At 40.6% G+C, this 24,280-nt stretch carries 22 protein-coding genes and 1 pseudogene; 12 read left to right on the forward strand and 11 right to left on the reverse strand.

Annotated elements, in window-relative coordinates:
- Positions 1–992: DUF2156 domain-containing protein (locus D0T60_RS13370; protein WP_163218612.1), on the reverse strand; the 992-nt coding region annotated here is incomplete at its 3' end.
- A 163-nt stretch (positions 993–1,155) separates the two neighbouring features.
- On the opposite strand from D0T60_RS13370, the gene D0T60_RS13375 reads away from it, so the two are divergent.
- Positions 1,156–3,345 (forward strand): TlpA disulfide reductase family protein, encoded by a 2,190-nt coding sequence (locus D0T60_RS13375; protein ID WP_163218613.1) that lies wholly within the window; start codon positions 1,156–1,158, stop codon positions 3,343–3,345.
- Between the two features lie 2 nt (positions 3,346–3,347).
- Here D0T60_RS13375 and D0T60_RS13380 read toward each other — a convergent pair whose 3' ends face one another.
- Positions 3,348–4,043: an LrgB family protein gene (locus tag D0T60_RS13380; RefSeq protein WP_163218614.1), complete on the reverse strand. Its 696-nt coding sequence runs from the start codon at positions 4,041–4,043 to the stop codon at positions 3,348–3,350.
- Positions 4,040–4,387, reverse strand: a complete 348-nt coding sequence (locus D0T60_RS13385; protein WP_163218615.1) for a CidA/LrgA family protein — start codon at positions 4,385–4,387, stop codon at positions 4,040–4,042. Before D0T60_RS13385 ends, D0T60_RS13380 begins: the two co-directional genes overlap by 4 nt.
- Before the next feature lie 367 nt (positions 4,388–4,754).
- Here D0T60_RS13385 and pta point away from each other — a divergent pair, with 367 nt between their 5' ends.
- Both pta and D0T60_RS13395 read left to right on the forward strand, forming a co-directional pair.
- A complete protein-coding gene (pta, locus tag D0T60_RS13390) occupies positions 4,755–5,768 on the forward strand; it encodes a phosphate acetyltransferase (RefSeq protein ID WP_163218616.1) in 1,014 nt (337 codons plus the stop codon).
- A gap of 23 nt (positions 5,769–5,791) precedes the next feature.
- Positions 5,792–6,997 (forward strand): acetate kinase, encoded by a 1,206-nt coding sequence (locus D0T60_RS13395; protein WP_163218617.1) that lies wholly within the window; start codon positions 5,792–5,794, stop codon positions 6,995–6,997.
- Between the two features lie 68 nt (positions 6,998–7,065).
- Here D0T60_RS13395 and D0T60_RS13400 read toward each other — a convergent pair whose 3' ends face one another.
- From D0T60_RS13400 to D0T60_RS13410, 3 genes are read right to left on the reverse strand one after another with little or no spacing between them, the layout of a single operon-like run.
- Entirely contained in the window at positions 7,066–7,611 is a 546-nt protein-coding gene (locus tag D0T60_RS13400; RefSeq protein WP_163218618.1) for an epoxyqueuosine reductase QueH, read from the reverse strand.
- A gap of 33 nt (positions 7,612–7,644) precedes the next feature.
- On the reverse strand, positions 7,645–8,946 hold the full coding sequence (locus D0T60_RS13405; RefSeq protein ID WP_163218619.1) for a type II toxin-antitoxin system HipA family toxin: 1,302 nt from the start codon (positions 8,944–8,946) through the stop codon (positions 7,645–7,647).
- 2 nt (positions 8,947–8,948) lie between these two features.
- On the reverse strand, positions 8,949–9,305 hold the full coding sequence (locus D0T60_RS13410) for a helix-turn-helix domain-containing protein (protein WP_163218620.1): 357 nt from the start codon (positions 9,303–9,305) through the stop codon (positions 8,949–8,951).
- Positions 9,306–9,486: 181 nt separating this feature from the next.
- On the opposite strand from D0T60_RS13410, the pseudogene D0T60_RS13415 reads away from it, so the two are divergent.
- Positions 9,487–9,597: pseudogene (locus tag D0T60_RS13415) on the forward strand (hypothetical protein); the annotation flags it as partial.
- Between the two features lie 575 nt (positions 9,598–10,172).
- Positions 10,173–14,207, forward strand: a complete 4,035-nt coding sequence (locus D0T60_RS13420) for a hybrid sensor histidine kinase/response regulator transcription factor (RefSeq protein ID WP_163218621.1) — start codon at positions 10,173–10,175, stop codon at positions 14,205–14,207.
- A 52-nt stretch (positions 14,208–14,259) separates the two neighbouring features.
- Here the strand turns inward: D0T60_RS13420 and D0T60_RS13425 are convergent, their stop codons facing one another.
- From D0T60_RS13425 to efp, 5 genes are all read right to left on the reverse strand, one after another.
- Complete coding sequence (locus D0T60_RS13425) at positions 14,260–15,024, reverse strand: UDP-2,3-diacylglucosamine diphosphatase (protein WP_163218622.1); 765 nt, start codon at positions 15,022–15,024, stop codon at positions 14,260–14,262.
- The gene (locus tag D0T60_RS13430) at positions 15,024–15,335 is read right to left on the reverse strand and encodes an iron-sulfur cluster assembly protein (RefSeq protein ID WP_163218623.1); all 312 of its coding nucleotides are present in this window, start codon (positions 15,333–15,335) and stop codon (positions 15,024–15,026) included. The genes D0T60_RS13425 and D0T60_RS13430 overlap by 1 nt, the downstream gene beginning before the upstream one ends.
- Before the next feature lie 32 nt (positions 15,336–15,367).
- A complete protein-coding gene (radC, locus tag D0T60_RS13435) occupies positions 15,368–16,063 on the reverse strand; it encodes a DNA repair protein RadC (protein ID WP_163218624.1) in 696 nt (231 codons plus the stop codon).
- Positions 16,064–16,076: 13 nt separating this feature from the next.
- A complete protein-coding gene (locus D0T60_RS13440) occupies positions 16,077–17,066 on the reverse strand; it encodes a glycosyltransferase family 2 protein (RefSeq protein ID WP_163218625.1) in 990 nt (329 codons plus the stop codon).
- A gap of 133 nt (positions 17,067–17,199) precedes the next feature.
- On the reverse strand, positions 17,200–17,766 hold the full coding sequence (efp, locus tag D0T60_RS13445; protein WP_163218626.1) for an elongation factor P: 567 nt from the start codon (positions 17,764–17,766) through the stop codon (positions 17,200–17,202).
- Between the two features lie 248 nt (positions 17,767–18,014).
- Between efp and rpmH the strand changes: the two genes are divergently transcribed.
- The 7 genes from rpmH to D0T60_RS13480 all read left to right on the forward strand — a co-directional run bounded on the left by rpmH (position 18,015) and on the right by D0T60_RS13480 (position 24,158).
- Entirely contained in the window at positions 18,015–18,173 is a 159-nt protein-coding gene (gene rpmH, locus D0T60_RS13450; RefSeq protein WP_163218627.1) for a 50S ribosomal protein L34, read from the forward strand.
- Positions 18,174–18,178: 5 nt separating this feature from the next.
- Positions 18,179–18,355: a hypothetical protein gene (locus tag D0T60_RS13455; protein WP_163218628.1), complete on the forward strand. Its 177-nt coding sequence runs from the start codon at positions 18,179–18,181 to the stop codon at positions 18,353–18,355.
- Positions 18,356–18,618: 263 nt separating this feature from the next.
- Positions 18,619–19,233, forward strand: a complete 615-nt coding sequence (locus D0T60_RS13460) for a PASTA domain-containing protein (protein ID WP_163218629.1) — start codon at positions 18,619–18,621, stop codon at positions 19,231–19,233.
- Between the two features lie 28 nt (positions 19,234–19,261).
- Entirely contained in the window at positions 19,262–20,332 is a 1,071-nt protein-coding gene (locus D0T60_RS13465) for an RluA family pseudouridine synthase (protein ID WP_163218630.1), read from the forward strand.
- On the forward strand, positions 20,329–21,303 hold the full coding sequence (locus D0T60_RS13470; protein ID WP_163218631.1) for a D-alanine--D-alanine ligase: 975 nt from the start codon (positions 20,329–20,331) through the stop codon (positions 21,301–21,303). The genes D0T60_RS13465 and D0T60_RS13470 overlap by 4 nt, the downstream gene beginning before the upstream one ends.
- 95 nt (positions 21,304–21,398) lie before the next feature.
- Entirely contained in the window at positions 21,399–22,550 is a 1,152-nt protein-coding gene (locus D0T60_RS13475; protein ID WP_163218632.1) for an acyltransferase, read from the forward strand.
- 45 nt (positions 22,551–22,595) lie between these two features.
- Positions 22,596–24,158 (forward strand): hypothetical protein, encoded by a 1,563-nt coding sequence (locus D0T60_RS13480; RefSeq protein ID WP_163218611.1) that lies wholly within the window; start codon positions 22,596–22,598, stop codon positions 24,156–24,158.
- Positions 24,159–24,280 lie beyond the last annotated feature (122 nt).

The raw sequence follows: 24,280 nt of genomic DNA on the forward strand, positions 1-24,280 counted from the left end.
ATCTCACGAATCCGAAAATGAAAAGCGTGAGCATCGTTGGACTTCTTTTCTTTCATTGGTTGAGTCGTTAAAGAGTCAACCATATCTACAAAAAGACAACTCTGCTCAAAACGCGCTATACTCTTTTCCAAAAGAATAACCGGATTATAGGATAACTTAGCCTTGCGTAAACCTTCAATCCCTAAATCCTCTTCTCGATTTATATAGGTATATTGTTCGGGGATGCGTTGAGCAAATTCCTGGTTAATCATGGGGTAAGCTCCTTCTATTAGTGTGTCTGCCTTTTCCACATGCACTCCAAAGGTGTCTTTATTAGTAGGCATACCGAATGTAAAGGCAGCAATCTTTCCATCTACGTGGAGTACTCCACCTGTTAAGCCCAACGCTTCGAAGTTGTTCAATGCATAGTGAATGGCTCTACGTTCGTAAATACTCCCATCTTGTCTATTACAATTATTTATCTTGCACCATTCAGCTTCCAAACGAATGCATTCCGGTATAAGATCGGGGGTAATCGGAAGATATTCGTAATTGCTGTATGTCTTCCTAAATTTATTAATGTGGTTTCTTTTGGCCTGAAACTTCTTTCCTGCTAAAGTTGCCAAGTCGGTACGCAGGTAAAGATAATCGGCATAATTACGGTCGGAAGTAAATGCAAACTCTCCGGGCATAATTGCTTCCAAGTCTTCTTTCATAGCCGGACATACACCTAACATTTGTAGATTGTCTCCGGATTCTCTGGCATCTGCAATCAGTGTACTGATTACCGATTTCAAATCTCCCTGTCCTACAGGCATCATATAAGAAAGCTTTTCTTGCGACCAGAACTTCAAGAGCAGAAACCCGTCTACCTCTGCAAATTTAGTATGATATAAAAACCTCCAACTACAAAGATTGGCGAAAGATAAATCACAATTTCTTCGGGTACTGTTTAATGTGTATTGGGTGATAACCTCTTTATCTTCTAAAGTGATGTCTTTGAATGTGACCATATATGGATAACTGTTATTTCATTTTTAAAAGTAACAAATAAAAACGGATTTTGTTGGTGTTGCATTGTTTTTTACTTGTATCTTTTATTTTAGAAATAAATTCCTATTTTTGCTGAAACAAATGTTTAGGCTTCTGTGCCTGATATTACCAATACAATTAAACATGAAAAAAGTATTCTTACCTCTGCTTTTTATCCTTTTGCCCTTCATTGGAAAAGCGCAAACCGTAATTGAGAACCCTTATTACGAAGTGTCTACCACCGGGGTTAATCACATAACAAAAATAGAATTAAGCAAAAAAGAAACCAAAGTAACTTTGCTCACTAAATTTATACCTAATTGGTGGATCAGTATATCAGACTCTGTATGCCTTGAAATTCCCGAAACAGGAGAAAAGTTATATGCCCGCCATTTGGAAGGAACAGAATTTAATAAAAAAACTTATATGCCTGCGTCGGGTGATTCCACATTTATCTTAACCTTTCCTCCGATACCAAAGAATGTAAAAAGAATAAATTATCATGATAGTCCCCAAGAGATTATCTATGGTCTTTCTCTTGATAGAAAACAACCTAAAAGATTACAACGGAATAGACTTCCGAAAGAAATTGAGGTATGGTTTGAAAAAGAAATAGCAGAAGCCCAAATAAAAGAACCACTTTCATTGCACGATATGCAATCAGAAGCGTTTTTTAATGAAACACCCGCGCGATTAGTGGGGTATCTCAAAGGATACGACACCCGGTTGGGATTTAAAACAGGAATAATATATCTCAATAATGAGATCATCCATAAACGTTTTCCCGTAGTTATTTCCATTGAACCTAATGGCCGTTTTGAAGCCAATCTCAACATGGCTCACCCGGGATATAAGAGCATGCAAATCAATGGACAATGGATTTCCTTTTATATAGAACCGGGGCAGACGCTTGCAATGGTGTTAGATTGGGAAGAATTCCTCTTGGCCGACAGACACCGTGATAAAAAGTATGTATTTAATAAAATAGAATTTCGGGGTAGTCTTGCACAAACTAATACCGATTTAATGTTGGCCGATTATGCCATACCAATGCCCAATCCGTATTTTGTTTATAATGAAGGAATGAAGATGGCTCCTGATGCTTTTGAAAAGGAGCTAAGAAATCAATATAAAACCTATCATGAAGACTGGGGCAAATACCTTGCTGGTAGGAAAATAGATGCCAAGGCACAAGCTGTAAAAGAAATTAATATGGATTATGAGTTTGCTTCGCGCATGTTTGAATATTCCATGCGAAAAGATGAACACAATAGTAATTTCCCCTTGACATTTTATAATTTCTTGCAGGAATTACCATTAAACAGTCAGCTATCTTTAATATCAGAAAACCATTATAACACTGTTTTAAATCGTTTTGAATATATGCCGATTTTCAGACAAGGTATTCATTGCGCGCAATATAAAACTGCGCCTGCGAAAACGCTGAAAGAATTCTTTGTGGAAAAAGGAAAGGAACTATCGAATAGGGAAAATGTCTTTCTGGATTTAATGTACAATATTCTATTGACATCTCATATAGATGGAAATACAATGGCAGTTATTGAAAGTAATCTTAAAGAATGGAATGCTTTTTTTGAAGATAATAAGAAGCTGCATGAAGAATATTATAAAACACACATTGCTCCATTGGAACTATATCTTATATCAGAGAAGTATTTAAGAGAGGAAGAACATCGTCTTGCTATACTTAAAGATTCATTGAGGCTTCCTTATTCTTTTACTTATGAAATAACTAAAATGCGGAGCTTAAAAGTGGAACTGGAATCTATGCAGGAAAATAAAAAGGAAGCAGAGCGTTTTATAAAGGCATTTAATCGGAGGTTGACGACACCTTATTTCCGGTCTATATCAAGTAGATTGTTTGCTGAAACTTTTCCTGAAGTAGAAAAGATTGCCTACGAACTTCCCCAAGATGATAAAGGAGCTGAAATATTCCGCCGCATAATCAACAAACATAGAGGAAAGATTCTTTTTGTTGACTTTTGGGCTACAACTTGCGGACCATGTATAGCAGGAATCAAACAAAACCAAGCTACGCGAGAGAAATATAAAGATGATCCTGATTTTGATTTCATTTTCATCACTGATGATCGACCCAATGAAACTGTTAATTTCAACAATTTTGTTAAGGAGCATGCGTTATTTCATAGCTACAGTGTAACCAAAGACGAAATGAACTATTTGATGCAACTTTTTAAATTTAGTGGAATACCCCATTACATTAAAGTAGATAAAAAAGGCAAGATTCTTGACGATAACTATAATATGTATAACTTAGATGCTGAGATAGAAAAAATAAAGAAACAGAAATAGCCTTACAGAAATCCTAAAAGTTTTAGAATAACAGGAGCCAACAGCGCCGTTAAAATACCATTCAGGATCAGTCCTAAACTTGCATAAACGCCATGCCTGTTACTAACGTCCATCGCTGTAGATGCTCCCATCACGTGTGCAGCCGTTCCGATGGATAACCCTTGCGAGGTGGGGTGGTTCACTTTCATGATCTTCATCATCTTAAATCCGGCAACAGCACCAAATAGTCCGACGCAGACCACCACCGCAGCAGTTAAAGATGGGATTCCTCCAATGGTTTTGGAAACTTCGATAGCTATGGGGGTGGTAACGGATTTGGGTACTAATGACAGTATCGTTTCTTTGGTAGCCCCCAATACATGAGCGATAAGTGCCACGGAAACAATGCCGGTGATGCATCCTGCCAGTTGCGAAAGCAGGATTGGCAGAAACTGCTGCTTTATTTGCTTTAGTTGAAGATACAAAGGAACGCCTAAAGCCACCACTGCGGGCTTCAACCAAAACTCGATCATAGTTCCGCCTTCGCTGTAAGTTTCGTAGCTGATTCCTGTTAGTTTTAAGAAACCTATTAGAAAGGCAATGGACAGAAGTATGGGGTTTAGCAATAGGTATCCGGTTTTCTTCTGCACTATCTTAGCCAGAAAGTAAACCCCAAATGTAATAAACAGCAAGAAGAATTTATTTTCGAAGAAGCTCATCTCTTTCTCAGTTTTTTTCGGGTTAATTGATGTATCCAACCTGTAACTAAAAGCACTAACACGGTGCTTATAAAAGTTGCCGCTATAATTGGCAGGAATTCTGCTGCAATTAAATCAAAATAAACCATTAGTGCCACTCCCGGAGGAATAAAGAAGAAACCGAGGTTGGCAACCAGAAAGTCTGATAACCCTTGTACCCATTGGAGCTTAATCCAACCTAATTGAAGAAACAAGGTGAGCAATAACATCCCTATGATGCTGGAAGGCAATTTGATTCCGGTAAGATAAACGATGAATTCACCCAATGCTAAGCAGCCAAATAAGATGGCGCATTGACGTATCATAATGCAGTATTAATTGTTTATTGATGCAAAGGTATGGAAAAGAAGGAGAATAGTGGGTGGTAGTGAGAAGATAGTAGTTGAGAAATAATAAATGATAGTTAATGATTAAAGAGGATGATTGACGTTTTGTTATTTACTAAAGGTTATAGTGCCGAAAATAAGGTCTATTGGCTTACATATAGTGTGGCTGTCGGTTATTATCTTCTAACTGTTGCTCTAAACGTTAAATAATACAATAATTGGCATTGAGAGAATAAATATATGCAAGATTGCAATGTGGATATTGCAATTTTATGTACTTTTGCGGTGTGATTAACATATCCGCATGTAATTTACACATATAATATTATAACATTCTATTCGATTCATGGATTTAATTAGCGAAATCGTAGCGCGTGCGAAAGCAAATCCTCAGCGCATTGTTCTTCCTGAAGGTACAGAAGAACGCACACTCAGAGCAGCCGACCGCATTTTGGCGGAAGGTATTGCCAAACTAATCATTATTGGTAATCCGGAGAAAATTAAAAGCCTTGCTGCTCAGTGGGAACTGACCAATATCGACAAGGCTACTATTGTTGATCCAGAGAATCACTCAAAGAAAGAAACGTATGCCGAACTTCTTTGCGAGTTGCGAAAGAAGAAAGGTATGACTATGGAAGAAGCGCATAAGTTGGTATTGAATCCTTTGTACTTAGGCTGTCTGATTGTGAAAAACGGAGATGCCGAAGGTCAGCTTGCCGGTGCCGAAAGCACTACCGGTGATGTATTGCGCCCTGCTTTACAGATTATTAAAACAAAGCCGGGTATCTCTACCGTTTCCGGAGCAATGTTATTGCTTACCAAGCATACGGAATTTGGCAAAGATGGCGTATTGGTAATGAGCGATGTTGCTGTAACACCTGTACCTAACGCTGAACAACTTGCGCAAATTGCTGTATGTACTTCCGAAACTGCTACTGCGGTAGTAGGTATCGAGAAACCTAAAGTAGCTATGCTTAGCTTCTCAACCAAAGGCTCTGCCAAGCATGAAGTGGTAGATAAGGTGATAGAAGCTACTCGTTTGGCTAAAGAAATGAATCCGGCTCTTCTCATTGATGGCGAAATGCAAGCCGATGCTGCTTTAATTCCTGTAGTAGGAGAAAGAAAAGCACCGGGTTCTGATGTAGCCGGCCATGCCGACGTACTTGTAGTTCCAAGTCTGGAAGTTGGTAACATTGGTTATAAACTGGCAGAACGTTTAGGAGATGTAATAGCTGTAGGTCCAATCCTTCAAGGAATGGCTCAACCGGTGAACGACTTGTCTCGCGGATGTTCTATCGACGATATATATAAAATGATAGCCATTACTGCCAATCAGGCAATGGGATGTAAGAAAGCATAACTAAATCTTTATTTAAGAAGAAAATGAAAATATTAGTATTGAACTGCGGAAGTTCATCAATCAAGTATAAACTGTTCGATATGGACAGTAAGGAAGTAATGGCTCAAGGTGGTGTAGAAAGAATCGGTTTACCCGGAGCATTCCTGAAGTTTACACAAAGTAATGGCGAAAAGCAAGTACTTATGCGTGATATGCCGGAGCATACCGTAGGTATCGAGTTTATTCTTGAAACGCTGACAAGCGAGAAGTACGGATGCATTTCTACTCTGGATGAAATTACCGCTGTAGGTCATCGTGTAGTTCACGGAGCAGAGAAGTTCAGCACATCAGTATTGATTACCGACGAGGTAATTAACCAAATGGTAGAATGCTCGGATCTGGCACCTTTGCACAATCCGGCTAACCTGAAAGGTATCTATACCATTTCCAAGTTATTGCCTCAAGTTCCTCAGGTAGGTGTATTCGATACGGCTTTCCACCAAACAATGCCTAAGCATGCTTATATGTATGCTGTTCCTTATAGCCTGTATACAAGATACGGAATCCGTCGTTATGGTTTCCACGGAACCAGTCACCGCTATGTATCACAACGTGTATGCGAATTCTTGGGAGTAAACCCTGAGGGACAACGCATCATTACTTGTCATATTGGTAATGGAGGTTCTATCACAGCCATTAAAGATGGTAAATCGGTTGATACTTCTATGGGACTTACTCCGGTAGAGGGATTGATGATGGGTACCCGTTCCGGAGATGTAGATGCCGGTATGCTTACCTTCCTGATGGAAAAAGAAGGATTGGATGCTAAAGGACTTTCGGACTTGCTGAATAAGAAAAGCGGTGTGTTGGGTATCTTTGGCGAATCATCGGATATGCGTGAGCTCGAAGATGCCGTAGCCAAAGGCGAAGATAAACGTGCACTTCTGGCCGACGATATGTATTGCTACCGTATTAAGAAATATGTTGGTGCTTATGCTGCTGCTTTAGGTGGTGTAGATATCATTGTGTTTACCGGTGGTGTAGGCGAAAACCAAGATACTTTACGTCGTAATGTATGTAGAGGAATGGAATTTCTTGGCGTAGAGTTGGACGAAGAATTTAATTCAACCGTTCGTAGTAAGGAAGTAGTAGTGAGCAAGCCTTCTTCTAAAGTGAAGGTCGTAGTTATTCCTACCGACGAAGAGTTTATGATTGCTTCAGATACAATGGCTATACTGAGCAACAAATAATATTTCTCAGATATTTTTAAGGGTCGAAAGGGGATTGTCCGGTAAAAGGGATGATCTCCTTTCTTTGGCTATTTCCCTCCTCTTATACTAAACTCGCAGCCACAATACTGCTGATTATAGAATTGATTCTCTTGCAGTAATATCTTCCGGCGTTCGGTTAGTCCTCCTTTCTTCCAGTCTTTCTCCCAGAATTGTACGCCGGTTACTAATGAAGCTGCCCAATTACCGGCTTCTACTATTTGTGTAAAGCTCTTCCATCGAGAACCGGCAAGCGTAGTGGTAAAGAGAGAGAATCCTTTTTCAGTGGCTAAAATAGCAGTTGCCTTTAAGCGAATCTTAAAACACTCAAGGCATCGTGTTCCTCTTTCCGGTTGATCTTCCAGTCCGGCTACTTTTGCCAACCAGTCGGCATGATTATAATCTCCGTCTATAAAATCAATGCCTTGTGCTTGTGCGTAGGCAATGCATTCTTCTTTCCTTTTCAGGTATTCTTCGGAAGGAAAAATGTTGGGGTTGAAATAAAACAGGGTGGGAGATATGTTGTTGTTCAGCATCCATTCCATAATAGGTGCCGAACAGGGAGCGCAACAACAGTGGAGCAAAACTTTTTCCATATTCAGATTGTATATTTCTCCTTTCTCTCTGACTTAGAGGGTGATGAGGGTTTTGTAAATAGTTTCTTTTTTGTCTTTATCTACTCCTGCCTCTGAGGCATAGAAGTTCCATTGATGAACTTTCTCGCTGATTTCGTCAATGATCTCAACCGCTTTCTTGTTGCGGATAGATTGTCCGATGAGTATCAGATCATTTCGTGTAATATGTTCTCTTTTCCCATTGATGCTTAATGCGTGCCGGCTAACCCAATCGCTTCCGGGGCGATAGGCGTGACAGATGTCGTATGCCGGAGCCAGCCTCCAACGATCTCCTTGTTTAAGAATGAACGAGAAGTTTTTGGTGTGATCATCGCAGTTGCGTGCAATGACATTAAATACCATTCGGCGAAACATTTGCTCTGCCTCGGCGTATGTAAGCTTTAGCTCTCGCATTGTTTGAAATAATTGCTCGTAACTATAACTGTTTATTTGGTTATAGTCGAAATGCTTCATGGCACAAAGCGTTTGGGTGTGATGCTTGGTATAGCTGTTATCTCTGTCAAAGCGTTTGGTCATGAAGTGTGCTCGTCCGTTTTCCTCCAATAGATGGCAGGGCATCATTTCTATGCCACAGTCAATTGCCATCAGGTAGTAGGCATACTCAACTCGCCCGTAGCCATGAGTAGCTCCAAGTTGCACTTCGCTTACACCGTCAAGCTTTAATAGCCAGTGTTCAAATCCTTCGGGAACGCGTGTCTGTCCGGAGCGGATTTCTCCCGTTCTTTCATTGTAAGCTATTACAGCTTTGGGACGGGCACCACCTGCCGATGTTCCTATTTTGAGTATCTCCTGCATCGCTTTCTCCTCGTCGGACTTTAAATTGGTAACGAAAGATTCTTTCCTTGAAAGCATTTTTCCGGCAATCTCTACCAAACTATCTACCTCTACTGAAAAGGTATTGACGTTTTGTTTTAAAGTTGCAGGGTCAAATTCTAATGCTCCCATCCCTCTTTTTCCAATGAAGCAAAGCATTTCTACAGGGTTCATACTGTTCTCCGGACGTCCTTGTTGTGCCAGCCACAGGTTGATAAGTTCATTACCATAGCGGTCGGGTAGCATATCGGCAAGTAATCCGGGCAATCCTTTAAAAGTGTCGTTGGTCGAATCTCGTTCCTTTCTTAGTTCGGGAAATGAGAATATCTTCTGTTCTTGTGTTAAAGGCATTTTTAGGGGAGAGAGTTCCCAGCCCAGTCTTTTAAAATCCGGATCGTATTCAAAAGCGGCTATCTTGTTTCTTTCATCCCAGGCAACGGCACCTGCTGTTTTGCCCCATATCTTTATAATTGCTGTATTCATTGTCACCAATCAATGTCTTCGTTAGCTTCTGTTTCTATTTTCTTTTGGGGGGTTGCCCGGTTCTTTTTCTTTTTTTCGGCTTTAGCAAGTAGTAGGGGGCTTTGTTGTTGGTTGACTGTAAACTTATCGAATACGTGCAACAGATCCAGTACCCGTAATGTCTGGATAAGTGTTGCGATGGTTACCACTTCACCTCTTTCTAACAAGCTTAGCGTTGAGCGGCTTATGCCGGCATCTTTAGCAAGCTCGGTTTGGGTTCTATTTTGCTCTAATCGATAGTGCTTAACAAATGCTCCTATTTGCCGGGCAATGTAATCATCGCTCATGGAGTTCCAGTTGTTGTCCGATAAATCATTCATAAATGGGCGTTTTCGTTTGTAGTGAATGAGATATGCTGCAAATATAGGGCTTATTTGTTTTAATGTCAAAGAATAATAGCTTGTTTTTTGTATTCGGGTTTCTAAGCTTAACCTTCCACCGGGTTGTTTCTTCTTATTTTATCTGTATCTTTGAATTATGGAACGATATATTAACCCTTATACCGAGTTTGACAAATGGATGTTTGTGCTTCGCAACCTATCCGGACTCATGGAACGCCCTGCTGCTTTGCAAGAGCGCGTGTTCAACCGCCTGTTTGAAGCTGCTGAAATCATAACCCAAGCAACCGGTTTGTCTATCAAGGAGATAGAAGAGTTGTAACCCCTATACCTAAATACCTTCCCAAACGCTTGGATTTCTTTTCAACATGTTGTATATTTGTATATGTAATCCTGATTTAGCTTTCGGGTAAACTACTTAGATAAGAGGAGCGCTGATGTTTTCCTCTTTTTTCGTACATATCCCTTTCATATTGCTTGTAGGTGAGGTGGGAGAAACCATCTCGACAATAAAATGCCGGTTTCTTTCGTTCCGAATGGTGCCTTCTTTTCTCTGATTAGGTGCTACCTTTTGATGAAAAAGGTACGACCTAATGATTGGTTAGGTACGACCTGATGAAAACTACGATTATTCTCTTAAAAATACGTAAAGCTGCTCTTGACAAGTTTTGGGAGAATGTTTATGATTATTCATTTCTTTAGCACAATTACCAATATATAAGTATGCTTACTCTCTCTTTTCATAATTTATAGGTATAGAAGCGACTTGGATTATAACCTAAGGAGATATTTCTATTTTTATTCCTAAATTTGTACCTCTTTATAATTGCTACAAATTATATCACCGGAATGAGAAAAGCACTGAATATTTTGTTTTGGATAATCCTTTCGTTCATACCCTCTATATCTTATGCGGTACATGCCGGAATGGGGCTGAAAGTCATTGATTTAGATGATGATATGCCTTCCACTTCCGTGCAAAGAGTATTTCAGGATAGCGATGGATTAATGTGGTTTGGCAGTACAGATGGTCTCTGCCGATACGACGGATACAGAACTCTGGTATTTCGCTCCGACTATAGAAACCCCAACTTGCTTACCAACAATACGATCTCTTACCTGGCAGAAGATAAGAATAATCGCTTATGGATAGGAACAGAACGAGGCATCACCCTCATGGATAGGCAGACATACACCTTTACCCATTTAACCCATGAAGCCGTTTCCGGCAAAATGATATTCTGCATCACCACAACCAGTGATAGCCTGATTTGGGTAGGTGCAGGTGATGGGCTGTATTGTTTCAATCCGGATTTGTCCCTTCGTAAGGAATACCACGCAAACCCTCAGGAGGGGAGGGTAATCAATATCTACGAAGATTCTTATAAAGACATTTGGCTCTGCCGGGCAGGAAGTGGCATTTTAAAATATAACAAGAAGGATGATACATTGATAGCCTTTCCCCCTATAGGAAAACGGAATAACCCTTTCCGGGTTTATCAGGATAATAGAAAACAATATTGGGTATGTACGTGGGACGATGGGCTTTATCTGTTCGATCCTCATAAGAATAAAGATACAATGTACACTCCCCTACCTGTTGAAAGGAAAGGAACCAAACAACCCGAAACCATCTTTTTCAGCATCGTACAGGATGATGTAAATAATGAAATATGGACAGTCTCTTTTTCCGGTATCATTGTTTTTAGATACAACAAGGATAACTGTATTGAGGTGGTAGAAAACCCGAAGATACTGGAGCGCACAAATGGCATCTTTAGCGAAATTGTTAAAGATCGTAATGGCAATTTGTGGATAGGAGCTTTCCACGAAGGGGCTATCCTTATCAATTTTGATCAGCCGGTTATTCATAATTATGATCTTCCTGAGATAAAAGAAAAACTGGGGTTAAGCCCCAATATAACGGCTTTATACGAAGATAAAGATGGTTTGCTCTGGTTTACCCAAAACCGGTATGGCTTTGGAATTTATAATCCGGCAACCGGACAAACAAAGCTCTTGAATGGCTCTCCGGCTTTTGAAGAAAGAGGCATTGAAAGTATTAGCTGTGTTATTGATTATGTACAAGGCTCGGCAGATACCTCCGAAGCAGATATGTGGATGGGAGTAGGGCACTGCGATTTAATCTATATGCTCCGCAAAGACGGAACCGATTTGAAGTTTGTTGATGAAATAGATTTGCAGGCATTGTTTCCCGGCATCGGTCATCCGGTACTTTTTTATGCCGATAAAAGGAATAATATATGGATTGGAACAATGAAAGGCTTATTGGTAAAGCCATACGATTCTTCCGAAATTCGGATGGTTAACCCTTATTCCGGATGGGTGACGGGCATAACAGAAGACTCCCGGGGAAGCATCTGGGTGTCGAGCTCTTCGGAAGGGGTATTTCGCATTACCATTTCGCACAATATGGATTGGGAACATCCGGAAATGGTTCAATACAATAAAAAATCAGGCGAATTGCCGGGCAACAATATGCAAACGGTAGCCGCAGATAAAGAAGGTCGTGTATGGATAGGAACAGCCGAAGGAAGTATTATAGTTTATAACAACCTCAACCAGATTTTTGTAGACTATACAACTCGTTGTGGCATGAAAGGGCATAGCATCCAAAACCTGATGGTAGATGATATGGGACATGTTTGGATAACAACTTTTACCCGGATCACCGAGTACAATCCTACAAATAATGCTTTCTGGACTTATAGCCCATCAGATGGATTATTGGTTAATTCATTCATAAAGGATGCCGTTTGCAAAAGTCGTTTATCGAATAAAATATACTTTGGAGGCAATTTAGGGATCTCGGCTTTTATTCCTTCTACCCGATTGATGGCACCTTTGGGAAAAATCAATGCTTTGGTTACGGATGTACGGGTAAACAATCAGTCGATTTTGCAAGCCGAAAGCAAAGAGGCAACCTTTGATTTTCTCAACCAAAGCCTGCTGTTGAAACCGGGTGGTGATAATCTGGAGATTGATTTCTCCGCACTTAACTACACCTATCCGGGCAAGATACAATATGCCTACAAACTCTCCGGAGTAGATAACGACTGGGTATATGCACCAAATAACCGTCAGTTTGCCACTTACAATCAACTAAGAAAAGGGAAGTATACCTTCCAATTGAGAGTAACGGATGAAAACAGAGTTTGGGATGATGAAGTGTTTCTGTTGAATATCTATAAAGAGCCGGCTTATTATGAAACGTGGTTTGCCTATCTGGTTTACTGCTACATTTTTCTTCTTGTTATAGGTTTGACTTTCCGGTTTATTATTAACCGCATTCAGTTACGCAATGCTTTGAAGATAGCACAAATAGAGAAAGAAAAGACCGAAGAACTTACACAAATGAAGTTAAGGTACTTTACAAATGTATCGCACGATTTGTTGACTCCATTAACCATTATATCCTGCACAATTGATGATGTAGAGGCAACCACAGGCAAAAAGCTACCTCAGTTTAGCACCATGCGTTCCAATGTAAAGCGCCTTCGCAGGTTATTGCAGCAGATTCTGGACTTTAGAAAAATAGAGAGCAACAGTATTCGTTTACAGGTAAGCTATGGCAACATTGCTTTGTTCATTAAAGACATTTGTTATACGCATTTCTCTCCACTGATTAAAAGTAAAGAGATAACATTTCTCTTTTCGGCAGAGCCCGAATTGAACAATGCTTTCTTTGATGGGGATAAGATTGACAAGATCTTGTTCAATATACTCTCCAATGCTTTTAAGTACACTCCCAATCATGGCACTATTCGCGTAAGCCTGCGGAATATAGAGAAAGAAGAACATACTTTCCTGTCCATAGAAATTGCAGATTCAGGTGTAGGGATTGAAGAAAAAGACTTGGCAAACATCTTTACCAGGTTCTACTTTAATAAGCAAATGGCACAGAATCAAACGAATGGAATTGGGCTTTCGGTTACTAAAGATATGATAGAACTGCACCACGGAACTATCGAGGTAAGCAGTAAAGTAAATGAAAGTACCACATTCACAGTACTGATTCCTATTGATGAAGCCAGTTACTCAGCCGATGAGTTGGTTCAACCTGTGATAGAAGAAGCTATTCAGCCGGATTATGCCGATAACTGGAAAAAAGCAGCCACGCTTCTGTTGGTAGAAGATAATAAAGAGCTGTTGGCCACCTACAATAATATTCTGTCTAAGTATTACCACATCTTTACTGCCCACAATGGCTTAGAGGCGCTTCGTATTGTGGAGAAAGAAGATATAGATATTATTGTAAGCGATGTAATGATGCCCCAAATGGATGGGTTAGAGTTTTGCCGACAACTAAAAGCAAACATTGAAACCAGCCATATACCGGTATTGCTTCTTACGGCAAAGAGCTCGGCAGAAGATCGCATAGCATGTTATAATGCAGGAGCCGACGGGTATATATCGAAACCTTTTGAACTGAAAGTATTGGAAGCCCGAATCAATAACTTCCTTCAGAATAAAAAGGAAAAACAAAAAGAGTTCAAGAAGGATGCGGATATCAACATCTCCACATTGCAATATACTTTTCAGGACGAGCAATTCCTGAAAAGTGTTGTATTATTGATTGAAGAGCATTTATCGGAACCCGACTTTGATAATATCGCATTTGCGCAGCAGCTGAATATGTCGCGCTCTTCCCTTTACCGAAAGGTAAAGACCATGACAGGCTTATCTCCTATAGAACTAATTAAGAACATCCGGCTAAAACATGCCTGTGTTTTGTTGAAAGATAAATCCATTACTATATCCGAGGTTGCTTATTCCGTTGGATTCACAGAACCTAAATATTTCTCGACTTGCTTTAAGCAGGAGTTTGGTATTGCGCCTAAAGAATATCAGAAGAAGGAATAAATACCCCTGGTAAATTATTTATATTAAGTTGAACACAGAGGTACTTAACTGCTTAAAGTACAGTTTCTCCTTCTATATATTCCTCCAGAAATAAGTTTTCTCCGTCAAAGACGGCGTAAGAAAAGTTAGTGATCCAATCTCCGAGGATGGTGATACGCGAAGTGCGGCTCAACATCAGGTCGAGCATGATATGGCGATGCCCGAAAATAAAGTAATTAATATTGGGATGATCTTTTAAATATTCCTTGCTATAAAGTACAAGGTGTTCTTTATCTTCTCCCATATACACGGGCTCCCCTCCCCTTTCATGTTTCTCGCGGCTGTGCTTGGCCCAGCTTAATCCCCACTCCATGCTCCAGCGTGGATGAATATTAGAGAATAACCGTTGTAGGAAAGAACTGTGAAACATCTTACGAAGCATTTTGAAAGTTTTATCCGGATCTCCCAAACCATCGCCGTGGGCCAGATAGAATTCTTTACCATGCAACTCTACTGTTTGAGGCTCATAATGCATCACCATGCCACACTCTTGAGTAAAGTAATCTTTGCACCATAAGTCGTGATTCCCAATAAAGAAATGTACCTCTACACCCATATCCGTTAGTTCGGATATTTTCCCAAGGAAACGAGTATAACCCTTGGGCACAACGGTTTTATATTCGTACCAAAAGTCGAACATATCTCCCAGCAGGTAGATGGCAGAGGCTTTGTGTTTGATGCTATCGAGAAAATTAGCAAGGCGTCGTTCATGCATACGCCCCGACTTAATAGCTCTGGAACCCAAATGAGCATCAGACAGAAAATAGATATTCTTCATTATAAAAAGCCTAATTCCAGTTTAGCTTCATCACTAAGCATATCTTTATTCCATTCCGGTTCGAATACCAGGTTGATGTTTGTAGAAGTAACCCCCTCTACAGAGTCCACTTTCATGCGTACATCTTCCATAATGAAGTCGGCTGCCGGGCAGTTGGGAGCCGTCAGCGTCATATCAATATCTACCTTTCCATCGTCGGTTACATCTATTTTATAGATCAATCCGAGGTCATAAACATTCACCGGTATTTCGGGGTCGAATACTGTTTTCAGTACATCGACTATTTTTTCTTCTATTTCAAACTTGGTCATAATAAGTACTTGTTTTTGCAAATATACACAATCTATATCAGATCTTCTTTGTCGGCAAAGCTATAAAACGCTCCGTCGCATATAATAACATGGTCGGACAGGCGGATGTTCATCGTCTTGGCTCCCTGCTGAATAGCCGAAGTGAGCTTCCTGTCTGCCTGGCTTGGAGTTGGATTGCCCGAAGGGTGATTGTGGCAAATAATCAGACTGGTGGCATTTTGCAGAAGAGCTTCGCGCAAAATCAGGCGTACATCTGCATAAGTACCATCTATTCCGCCCGTGCTGATACGTATTTTGTCAATTACTTTACCGGCCTGGTTCAGTAGGAGTATCCAGAACTCTTCGCGAGCAAGATCGCACATAATAGGATGAAAGATCTTATAGACATCCGTTGAACATGTAATTTGTTTCCTTTCTTTAATTTCTTGCGAATTCCTACGTTTACCTAACTCCAGTGCAGCCATTACTGTGGTAGCCTTGGCGGGGCCGAGTCCTTTGAATACCGAAAAGTTACGGTAAGTCCACTTGCCGAGTTCATGGAGGTTGTTATCGCAAGAGGCTAACACACGCCGCATCAGTTCAACAGCGCTTTCTTCTGTATTCCCGGAACCGATAAGGATACCCAGTAGTTCGGCATCGCTTAGTGCATCGATTCCTTTGGCCATCATTTTTTCGCGCGGACGGTCTTCTTCTGCCCATTCGTTAATGGATAGCTTTTTTATTGACATGTTAGATTGTGTATTACTTATAAAAGTTCTTGTTGAAAGCAGAAAACTCGTCTTTCCTCAGAACACAGCGTAGCCACCAGGCACGAAGAAACCCGGTACCGTAACCAATTAATTGAATAAAAGAGGCAACTACGGCATAAACACCTATTTTCGGGCTTTTATTTTGAATGGAAGCATCTATAGCAACCAATACTATATACAGCAAAATAGGCAGAAGCGAATATAAACAGAATATCCCTCCTACTAAAAAGAAAGCTATTCCCAATGTAAATGCAGCAGGCAAAAGGTGGACTAACTTTAAAGATTCCGGGTATTTTTTATAGAGATTAATACGTGCGATACCCGAATTGTGCACCTGTTTAAAGAATTTCCGAAAATCGGTGCGTCTTTTATGATACACCCATGCATCCGGAAACAGCCGACAAGAATATCCTGCTTTAAATATGCGGATACTGAAATCAATGTCCTCTCCGAAACGCATCTTCGAGAACCCTCCAAGTGTATTATAGGCATCTCGGCGTACCCCCATATTGAAGCTCCGGGGATAGAATTTATCCATCTTTTTCTTTCCTCCGCGTATGCCTCCGGTAGTAAAAAAGGAAGTCATGGAGTAATTGATTGCTTTCTGAATATCCGAGAAAGATTCGTGTGCCCGATCGGGACCCCCGAAAGCATCGGCAGGAGAAGCATTCAGTTCTTCTTCTACAGCATTAAAGTAAGTAGGGGGGAGTATGCAATCGGAGTCAAGAATAATCAGGTAGTCTCCTTTGCTTCTTTCTGCTCCGTAATTTCGGGTTTGCCCCGGACCAGAATTTGGTTTGTAGAAATATTTAATATCCAGCCTGTCGGTGTAGGAATCTACCACCTCTTTGCATAGAATACCGGACCCGTCTTCCACTACAATAACCTCAAAATCTTTAAACGTTTGTAAAGTAAGGCTTTGCAGTAACTCATCCACTTCATCGGGACGATTGTATACGGGGATAATGATTGAAAATTTCATTCCATGAAATTTTCAGTTGAAAGCTTATTCAGTTGAGAGTTGAGAGTTGAAAGTTGAGAGTTACGATGCCGCATGGTAACTCTCAACTTTCAACTCTCAACTCTCAACTCTCAACTCTCAACTGAATTAAGAATTAAGCTTTTACTCTTCCTTGATATGAACCGTCTCTTGTATCCACTTCGATGATTTCTCCTTCGTTAATAAACAGAGGAACACGTACAGTGGCACCAGTTTCTACAGTAGCAGGTTTGGTAGCATTGGTTGCAGTATCTCCTTTTAATCCGGGTTCAGTGTAAGTAATTAGCAATGTTACCTTTACTGGTAATTCTGCATACAATACAGTTTCTGACTCGGCATGTGATATAACTTCAACAACTTCGCCTTCTTTCAGGTAATCCACACCAGTGATTAAATCTTTTTGGATAGGAATTTGCTCGAAAGTTTCTTGGTTCATGAAGTTATAACCCATATCATCTTGGTAAAGATATTGGTAAGGACGACGTTCGATACGTACTTCAGTGATTTTTACCCCTGCATTGAATGTTTTATCAATAGTACGTCCGTTGGTTACACTTTTTAATTTGGTACGAACAAAAGCAGCACCTTTTCCTGGTTTTACATGTAAAAATTCTACGATAAAGTAATAGTGACCATCCAGGTCGATGCACATTCCGTTCTTAATGTCCGATGTAGTAGCCATACGATTTTTTATTTTTTTTGAATTATAATGATTTCTATTTTTCGGGTGTGTGTTTCAGTGTTAAGTTTATGAAGAAACTGAAAACTCACTGGTTCAATTACTTATAATTGCTGCAAAATTAATCGAAATAGCTAAAAACACAATATGTTTTGGCTAAAAAAAGACCGAATGCTTGGTTGATTTAAAAAAAGTCTCTATTTTTGCAACCCGATTCTGTATATGAATAATAACGTAAACAACATACTGTAATGAAAAGAACATTTCAACCCTCTAACAGAAAGAGAAAAAACAAACACGGTTTCCGTGAGAGAATGGCTAGCGCCAACGGTCGTAGAGTATTGGCTGCTCGTCGTGCTAAAGGAAGAAAGAAATTAACTGTTTCTGACGAATATAACGGAACTAAGTAATTCTTTTGAAAAATGGCACTAATGCCATAAACAAAATACAAGGAAGTGGAGATTTGAATGAATCTTCACTTCTTTTGTTTTTCTACACCCGGATGGAGAAGGGTCCTACACCCGGATGGAGAGAACTTCCACATCCGGATGGAGAACCTGCCTACACCCGGGTGGAGAAAAGATTTTGGTGACACTTGTGACACTTTTGTGAGACTTTTCCGAAAAGTGTCACAGCTTCTTTTTCACTGTAAATCAATTAGTTAATATGCCTGTGTGACACTTGTGACACTTTTTTGCCAATAAATTCGTTCTGAACAGTCTGTAAACTGCAATTTTCAAGGCTATGGCTTCCCATTAATGACAAAAGATGCATTTTTTTATTCAACTCGCCTATAAATCGCATTTTTATTCCCTATCTTTGAAGCCTAAAACATTTATTAAGTATTAGGTTGTTATGACATTAACAGATAGTTCCCGTTTAAATAAGGCTAAATTTTTTGGGATTAATATTTTGGTAATGCTGGTTGTTATTGTATTGAGCATCTATTTTGTGTTTAGTTGGATGGATTCTTATACTCGCCACGGACAAGCCATAGAGGTGCCCGATGCTAAAGGATTGAGCGTTCGAGATGCCAGTATTTTATTTCGCGAAGCCGGACTGCAATGTTTGGTATCGGATTCTATTTATGCAAAAGAAAAGCCTGCCGGAAGCGTATTGGAGCACAGTCCTTCGAGTGGACAACGTGTGAAAAAGGATCGTATTATTTATCTGACTGTAAACACACGCAATGTACCCCTGCAATTAGTACCCGATGTAGCCGATAATAGCTCCCACCGACAAGCTGAAGCACGCATTCTTGCAGCAGGATTCAAGCTAAGCGCTCCCGAGTTAATTACAGGAGAAAGAGATTGGGTATACGCAATTAAATACAACGGTAAAAAACTCTCGATAGGAGAAAAAGCACCCATAGGAGCCACATTAACATTAGTGGTAGGAAGCGGTGTAAAGCAACCCAACGACTCTTTGGAAACCGAAGAAGAACCTGTAGTAGACGATTCGTGGTTTTAAGATAGCATAACCCGGAAAAGAATAGCTTATGATAGAAGAATATCCCGAAGATCTGGAAAATGATCTTGACGATATTGAATCCGTAGATGACGAAACCCGATTATACGAACACTTTAGAGTAGTAGTAGATAAAGGGCAAACCCTGGTGAGGGTAGATAAGTATCTATTTGAACGCATTGTCAATGCTTCGCGAAACCGCATCCAAAAAGCCGCAGAGGCGGGTCATGTAATAGCCAACGGAAAACCGGTGAAAAGCAATTATAAGGTGAAACCTCTGGATGTAATAACAGTGGTGATGGACCGCCCCCGTTATGACAACGAGATTATCCCCGAAGATATCCCCCTGAATATAGTATATGAGGACGACTGCTTGATGGTAATCAACAAACCGGCCGGTTTGGTAGTTCACCCCGGGCATGGAAACTATCACGGCACATTGGTGAATGCCATAGCGTGGCACCTCAAAGACTTGCCGGATTACGACGCCAACGACCCACATGTAGGATTGGTGCATCGTATAGATAAAAACACTTCCGGCTTACTGGTGATAGCTAAAACGCCCGATGCCAAAACAAGTTTGGGAATCCAGTTCTTTAATAAAACAACCAAGCGTAAATACCGTGCATTGGTTTGGGGAATTATGGAGAACGATGAGGGTACAATCATCGGTAACCTCGCCCGTAACCCCAAAGACCGAATGCAAATGGCAGTTTTCTCCGATCCGGAAATCGGGAAGCATGCCGTCACCCATTATCGGGTATTGGAACGTATCGGATACGTTACGCTGGTAGAATGCGTGCTGGAAACCGGACGTACACACCAAATCAGGGCTCACATGAAGCACATTGGGCATGTACTGTTCAATGATGAACGATATGGTGGACACGAAATTCTGAAAGGAACCCATTTTAGTAAGTATAAACAATTTGTAAACAATTGCTTTGATATTTGTCCGCGTCAGGCTCTACATGCCATGACACTGGGCTTTATACATCCGGTAACAGGCGAAGAAATGAACTTCACTACAGAATTGCCTGAGGATATGAGCTTGCTGATCGACAAATGGAGAGGCTATATCAGCAATAGAGATTTGGAATGAAACGGAACATAGCTATTATAGCAGGAGGAGATTCATCGGAGTTAGTTGTATCTCTTCGTAGTGCCGAAGGAATTTACTCCTTCATCGATAAAGAAAAGTATAATCTGTATATTGTAGAAATACAAGGGCTTCGTTGGGAAGTGCGCCTGCCGGGAGGCGAAATGGTTCCTGTTGACCGAAACGACTTTAGTTTCTTGGCAGAAGGCCAAAAGATTACTTTCGATTTTGCCTATATCACCATTCATGGTACACCCGGCGAGAACGGACTATTGCAAGGCTATTTCGATTTAATTCGATTGCCTTACTCTTGTTGTGGTGTGTTGCCGGCTGCACTCACATTCAACAAATTTGCTTGCAATCAATACCTGAAAGGTTTTGGCGTACGTATTGCCGAGTCGATGCTGGTGCGTAAAGACTTTGAGATATTAGACGAAGAAGTGATTAACAATGTTGGTTTGCCCTGTTTCATCAAGCCCAATCTGGGAGGTTCCAGCTTTGGAGTTACTAAGGTGAAAACAAAAGAGCAAATTCAACCTGCCATAGAGAAAGCTTTTGGCGAGGCCAACGAGGTAATGGTTGAAGCATTAATGGAGGGAACGGAAATAACCTGCGGTTGCTACAAAACAAAGAAAAGCGAAGTAGTTTTCCCCATTACCGAGGTAGTAACCAAAAATGAATTCTTTGATTATGATGCCAAATATAATGGTCAGGTAGATGAAATAACCCCCGCCCGTATATCAGAAGAACTGACAGAAAGAGTACAATTACTAACCTCTGCCATCTATGATATTTTGGGATGTTCGGGCATTGTTCGCATAGACTACATCATTACCGAAGGCAACAAAATCAATCTACTGGAAGTTAATACCACACCGGGTATGACTGCCACAAGCTTCATCCCTCAGCAAGTATGTGCTGCCGGCATGGATATTAAAGAGGTAATGACAGATATTATAGAAGATAAATTTTGAGTTACAAGTTACAGGTTACGAGTTACAAGAGAAGGCATCGCACCCTAATCTGTAACTCGTAACCCGTAACTTGTAACTTGTAACTCGTAACTATTATGAATACAACAGAGTTTGATGACATTCGTCCTTATCATGATGAAGAACTTGCGGAAATCTTCGAAGAGCTGATTGCCGATCCGGGTTTTGAACAAGCAGTTACAGGAGCTCTTCCGGAGATACCTTGGGAGCAGAAGGTGGCCGGAATGCGAAGCAGTAAAACTAAGCTCGAATTCCAAAAACGGTTTATGTATCCGCTGATGTGGAAGTTGGCGAATAACTTCTCCGACGGGCTTACTATGGACCATTCTGCACTGAAAGATAAGTCGATGGCTTATACCTATATCTCTAATCACAGAGATATTATTCTGGATTCCGGCTTTTTATCTATTCTGTTGATAGACAAAGGTCTTGATACCGTAGAAATTGCCATAGGCGATAATCTATTTGTTTATCCGTGGATAAAGAAACTGGTACGCGTTAATAAGTCGTTCATTGTACAGCGGGCACTTAGTATGCGTCAGATGTTGGAGGCTTCCGGGTTAATGTCTCGTTATATTCATTACACCATAAAGGAGAAAGTTCAGTCTATCTGGATTGCCCAGCGAGAAGGTCGCGCCAAAGATTCTAACGACCGTACCCAAGAAAGCGTACTTAAAATGCTGGCTATGGGTGGAGAAGGAAACCTGATCGACCGCCTAACAGAAATAAACCTGGCCCCTCTTGCCATCTCTTATGAATACGACCCTTGCGACTTCCTGAAAGCACAAGAGTTTCAACTGAAAAGAGATGTCGAAGGTTATAAGAAAACAACTGCCGATGACCTTAAGAATATGCAAACCGGGCTATTCGGTTATAAAGGCCGAGTACACTTTCAGGTAGCCGGACTGCTAAACGATAAACTCCAAAAGTTAGACGCTTCTTTGCCGAAAACAGAACTCTTTAAGCAGCTAACCGCCATGATAGATAAAGACATTCACAGCAATTACCGAATGTATCCGGGCAATTATGTAGCAGCCGATTTATTAGATGGCACCGATACTTATGCCGCTAACTACAGTAAAGAAGAGAAAGAACGATTCGAACTCTACATACAAGGTCAGCTCGATAAGATTGAATTGCCCAATAAAGATATTCCGTTTCTATATGAGAAATTGCTTGTAATGTATGCCAATCCGTTAAAGAATTACCTGGCAGCTAAAACAAAATAAGCAATCACGAACATCTATTTACCATAACACAAAGCTTTACAAAAGATGCAACAAAAAAATATTAAAATCTATTTGCTATTACTGTTATTGCCCTGCTTGCTGGTGCTTTTTATGGCTTTTTGCGCAGAACCGTACTGTATTCAGGGAAGCGATGGCTTTTCTATAATTATGTTGGCGGCAGCTCTTCCTGCTACCGGCTGTTTATTGCTGCTTTTACTGTGTAATGGACTAAAGACCTTCAGGCTCGATGCTGTAGGCATTGTCAGCGGATTGGTGTTGGCATTGATATCGCAGATATGGACGTTTCTCGTATTTAAGAAAGAATATGAATATGAAGTATCATTCTTTAGCCGGGAGGTTCTTACCCATGCGGTAGGGGCATTGGTAGCTGCGTTGACGTTTCTTGCACTGCACGATACCATTAAAAAACAAAAGAAATTGGAAGAAGCAGGAGGAGATGACTCTTCTGTCAATCCTGTTTGGAGAAATCTACTGTATGGAAGCTTGTTGGCTGCTTTGCTGGTATTCGTAACAGTGATTATGACGTATATATTCGGTTATTCAGTTAATGCTTCGGGTGTTTCTATCAATTCAGCGCGTTTGCTGTTCCTGTATTTAATTCTTTGGGTAGCTGCATCAGCCTTATTTCTATTGTTTACCTGGCTTTGGAAACATACAAAAATAATAGCTATTTTGTTGGCGTTTGTAGCTTTGCCTGCTCTTCTTCTGCCGGCTGCCTATTATTTTGATGATGAGGTTTACCGAAACTACTATGCAGAATATGATAGCTATGACAGTAGATATGAATCACCGAAAGAACCTTATACCGATGTAGTAACCGAATACGTTGACGAAGTTTATGAAGACGATGAAGAATATGGCTACGGAGAGTACGAGGAAGAAGAGATAGAAGACGGCGAGTATGTTCCCGAGTTTATAGGCGATGGAATCATAGGCACCGAATCTTCGGAAGATCAGGAATATGGCGATCTGGATAGTATTGCCTCTGCTATTCATTACCTTCGCAAAGAGTTTGTTTTGGAGGATACCGACGGACCTATGGAAGTGCCTTTTGGATTGTTTCCTCACCACTATTCACGTATAGATCGTTACACAGAGGGATACGGAAGCAGGGCCTATAATGGCATCTTTAAATTGTTTCTGAAAAACAAACGAAGTATTGGCTTGGTAAATCTGGTTGGCAGCTACTTTTCATTACTTTATAACCACCTACCTTATGAAGCTTACAGAGATAATGGTTACAAGAAAATAGTAGATCAGCTAATTGCAGCTTATTCCGGTCTGGATAATCTTCAGGCTGTAATAGATATAATGGAAGATACTGAATTGAGAGAAGAGTTCAACGACGCTTCCTCTTGGGATGAAGCTTACAGAGTATACTTCAATGTTTTGTATCCTCATATCTCTGCTGAAAGCTTAGCATTATTCTATACTGAAACATCGGACGACGACGAAGAGCCTGCACTCAACATATCTCGCGTGGTATGGCTTTATTCTTTCTGGGGCAGAAGATACCGGGAAGGCGTTGCCGAAAGCTTGTATGATAGTTTGGTGAAATTGTCGGAGTTGTACGAAGCGGAAAGCTGATTGTAGATGAAATAAATAAAAACATTAGAGAAATGAAGGAGGTTGTTTTGAGAGTTTCGGTAAATGAGGAACGTTAAACCTTGCTCTCGGTTCTTTTATCATAAAGGTAGGCTTTACCCCCT

Source organism: Bacteroides sp. 224, from assembly GCF_010500995.1.
Lineage (GTDB): Bacteria > Bacteroidota > Bacteroidia > Bacteroidales > Bacteroidaceae > Bacteroides.

Bases quoted from the DNA above. Each gene is read 5' to 3' on its own strand.
- D0T60_RS13375 (WP_163218613.1), top strand. From the start codon at position 1,156: ATGAAAAAAGTATTCTTACCTCTGCTTTTTATCCTTTTGCCCTTCATT.
- D0T60_RS13380 (WP_163218614.1), bottom strand. From the start codon at position 4,043: ATGAGCTTCTTCGAAAATAAATTCTTCTTGCTGTTTATTACATTTGGG.
- D0T60_RS13385 (WP_163218615.1), bottom strand. From the start codon at position 4,387: ATGATACGTCAATGCGCCATCTTATTTGGCTGCTTAGCATTGGGTGAA.
- pta (WP_163218616.1), top strand. From the start codon at position 4,755: ATGGATTTAATTAGCGAAATCGTAGCGCGTGCGAAAGCAAATCCTCAG.
- D0T60_RS13395 (WP_163218617.1), top strand. From the start codon at position 5,792: ATGAAAATATTAGTATTGAACTGCGGAAGTTCATCAATCAAGTATAAA.
- D0T60_RS13400 (WP_163218618.1), bottom strand. From the start codon at position 7,611: ATGGAAAAAGTTTTGCTCCACTGTTGTTGCGCTCCCTGTTCGGCACCT.
- D0T60_RS13405 (WP_163218619.1), bottom strand. From the start codon at position 8,946: ATGAATACAGCAATTATAAAGATATGGGGCAAAACAGCAGGTGCCGTT.
- D0T60_RS13410 (WP_163218620.1), bottom strand. From the start codon at position 9,305: ATGAATGATTTATCGGACAACAACTGGAACTCCATGAGCGATGATTAC.
- D0T60_RS13420 (WP_163218621.1), top strand. From the start codon at position 10,173: ATGAGAAAAGCACTGAATATTTTGTTTTGGATAATCCTTTCGTTCATA.
- D0T60_RS13425 (WP_163218622.1), bottom strand. From the start codon at position 15,024: ATGAAGAATATCTATTTTCTGTCTGATGCTCATTTGGGTTCCAGAGCT.
- D0T60_RS13430 (WP_163218623.1), bottom strand. From the start codon at position 15,335: ATGACCAAGTTTGAAATAGAAGAAAAAATAGTCGATGTACTGAAAACA.
- radC (WP_163218624.1), bottom strand. From the start codon at position 16,063: ATGTCAATAAAAAAGCTATCCATTAACGAATGGGCAGAAGAAGACCGT.
- D0T60_RS13440 (WP_163218625.1), bottom strand. From the start codon at position 17,066: ATGAAATTTTCAATCATTATCCCCGTATACAATCGTCCCGATGAAGTG.
- efp (WP_163218626.1), bottom strand. From the start codon at position 17,766: ATGGCTACTACATCGGACATTAAGAACGGAATGTGCATCGACCTGGAT.
- rpmH (WP_163218627.1), top strand. From the start codon at position 18,015: ATGAAAAGAACATTTCAACCCTCTAACAGAAAGAGAAAAAACAAACAC.
- D0T60_RS13460 (WP_163218629.1), top strand. From the start codon at position 18,619: ATGACATTAACAGATAGTTCCCGTTTAAATAAGGCTAAATTTTTTGGG.
- D0T60_RS13465 (WP_163218630.1), top strand. From the start codon at position 19,262: ATGATAGAAGAATATCCCGAAGATCTGGAAAATGATCTTGACGATATT.
- D0T60_RS13470 (WP_163218631.1), top strand. From the start codon at position 20,329: ATGAAACGGAACATAGCTATTATAGCAGGAGGAGATTCATCGGAGTTA.
- D0T60_RS13475 (WP_163218632.1), top strand. From the start codon at position 21,399: ATGAATACAACAGAGTTTGATGACATTCGTCCTTATCATGATGAAGAA.
- D0T60_RS13480 (WP_163218611.1), top strand. From the start codon at position 22,596: ATGCAACAAAAAAATATTAAAATCTATTTGCTATTACTGTTATTGCCC.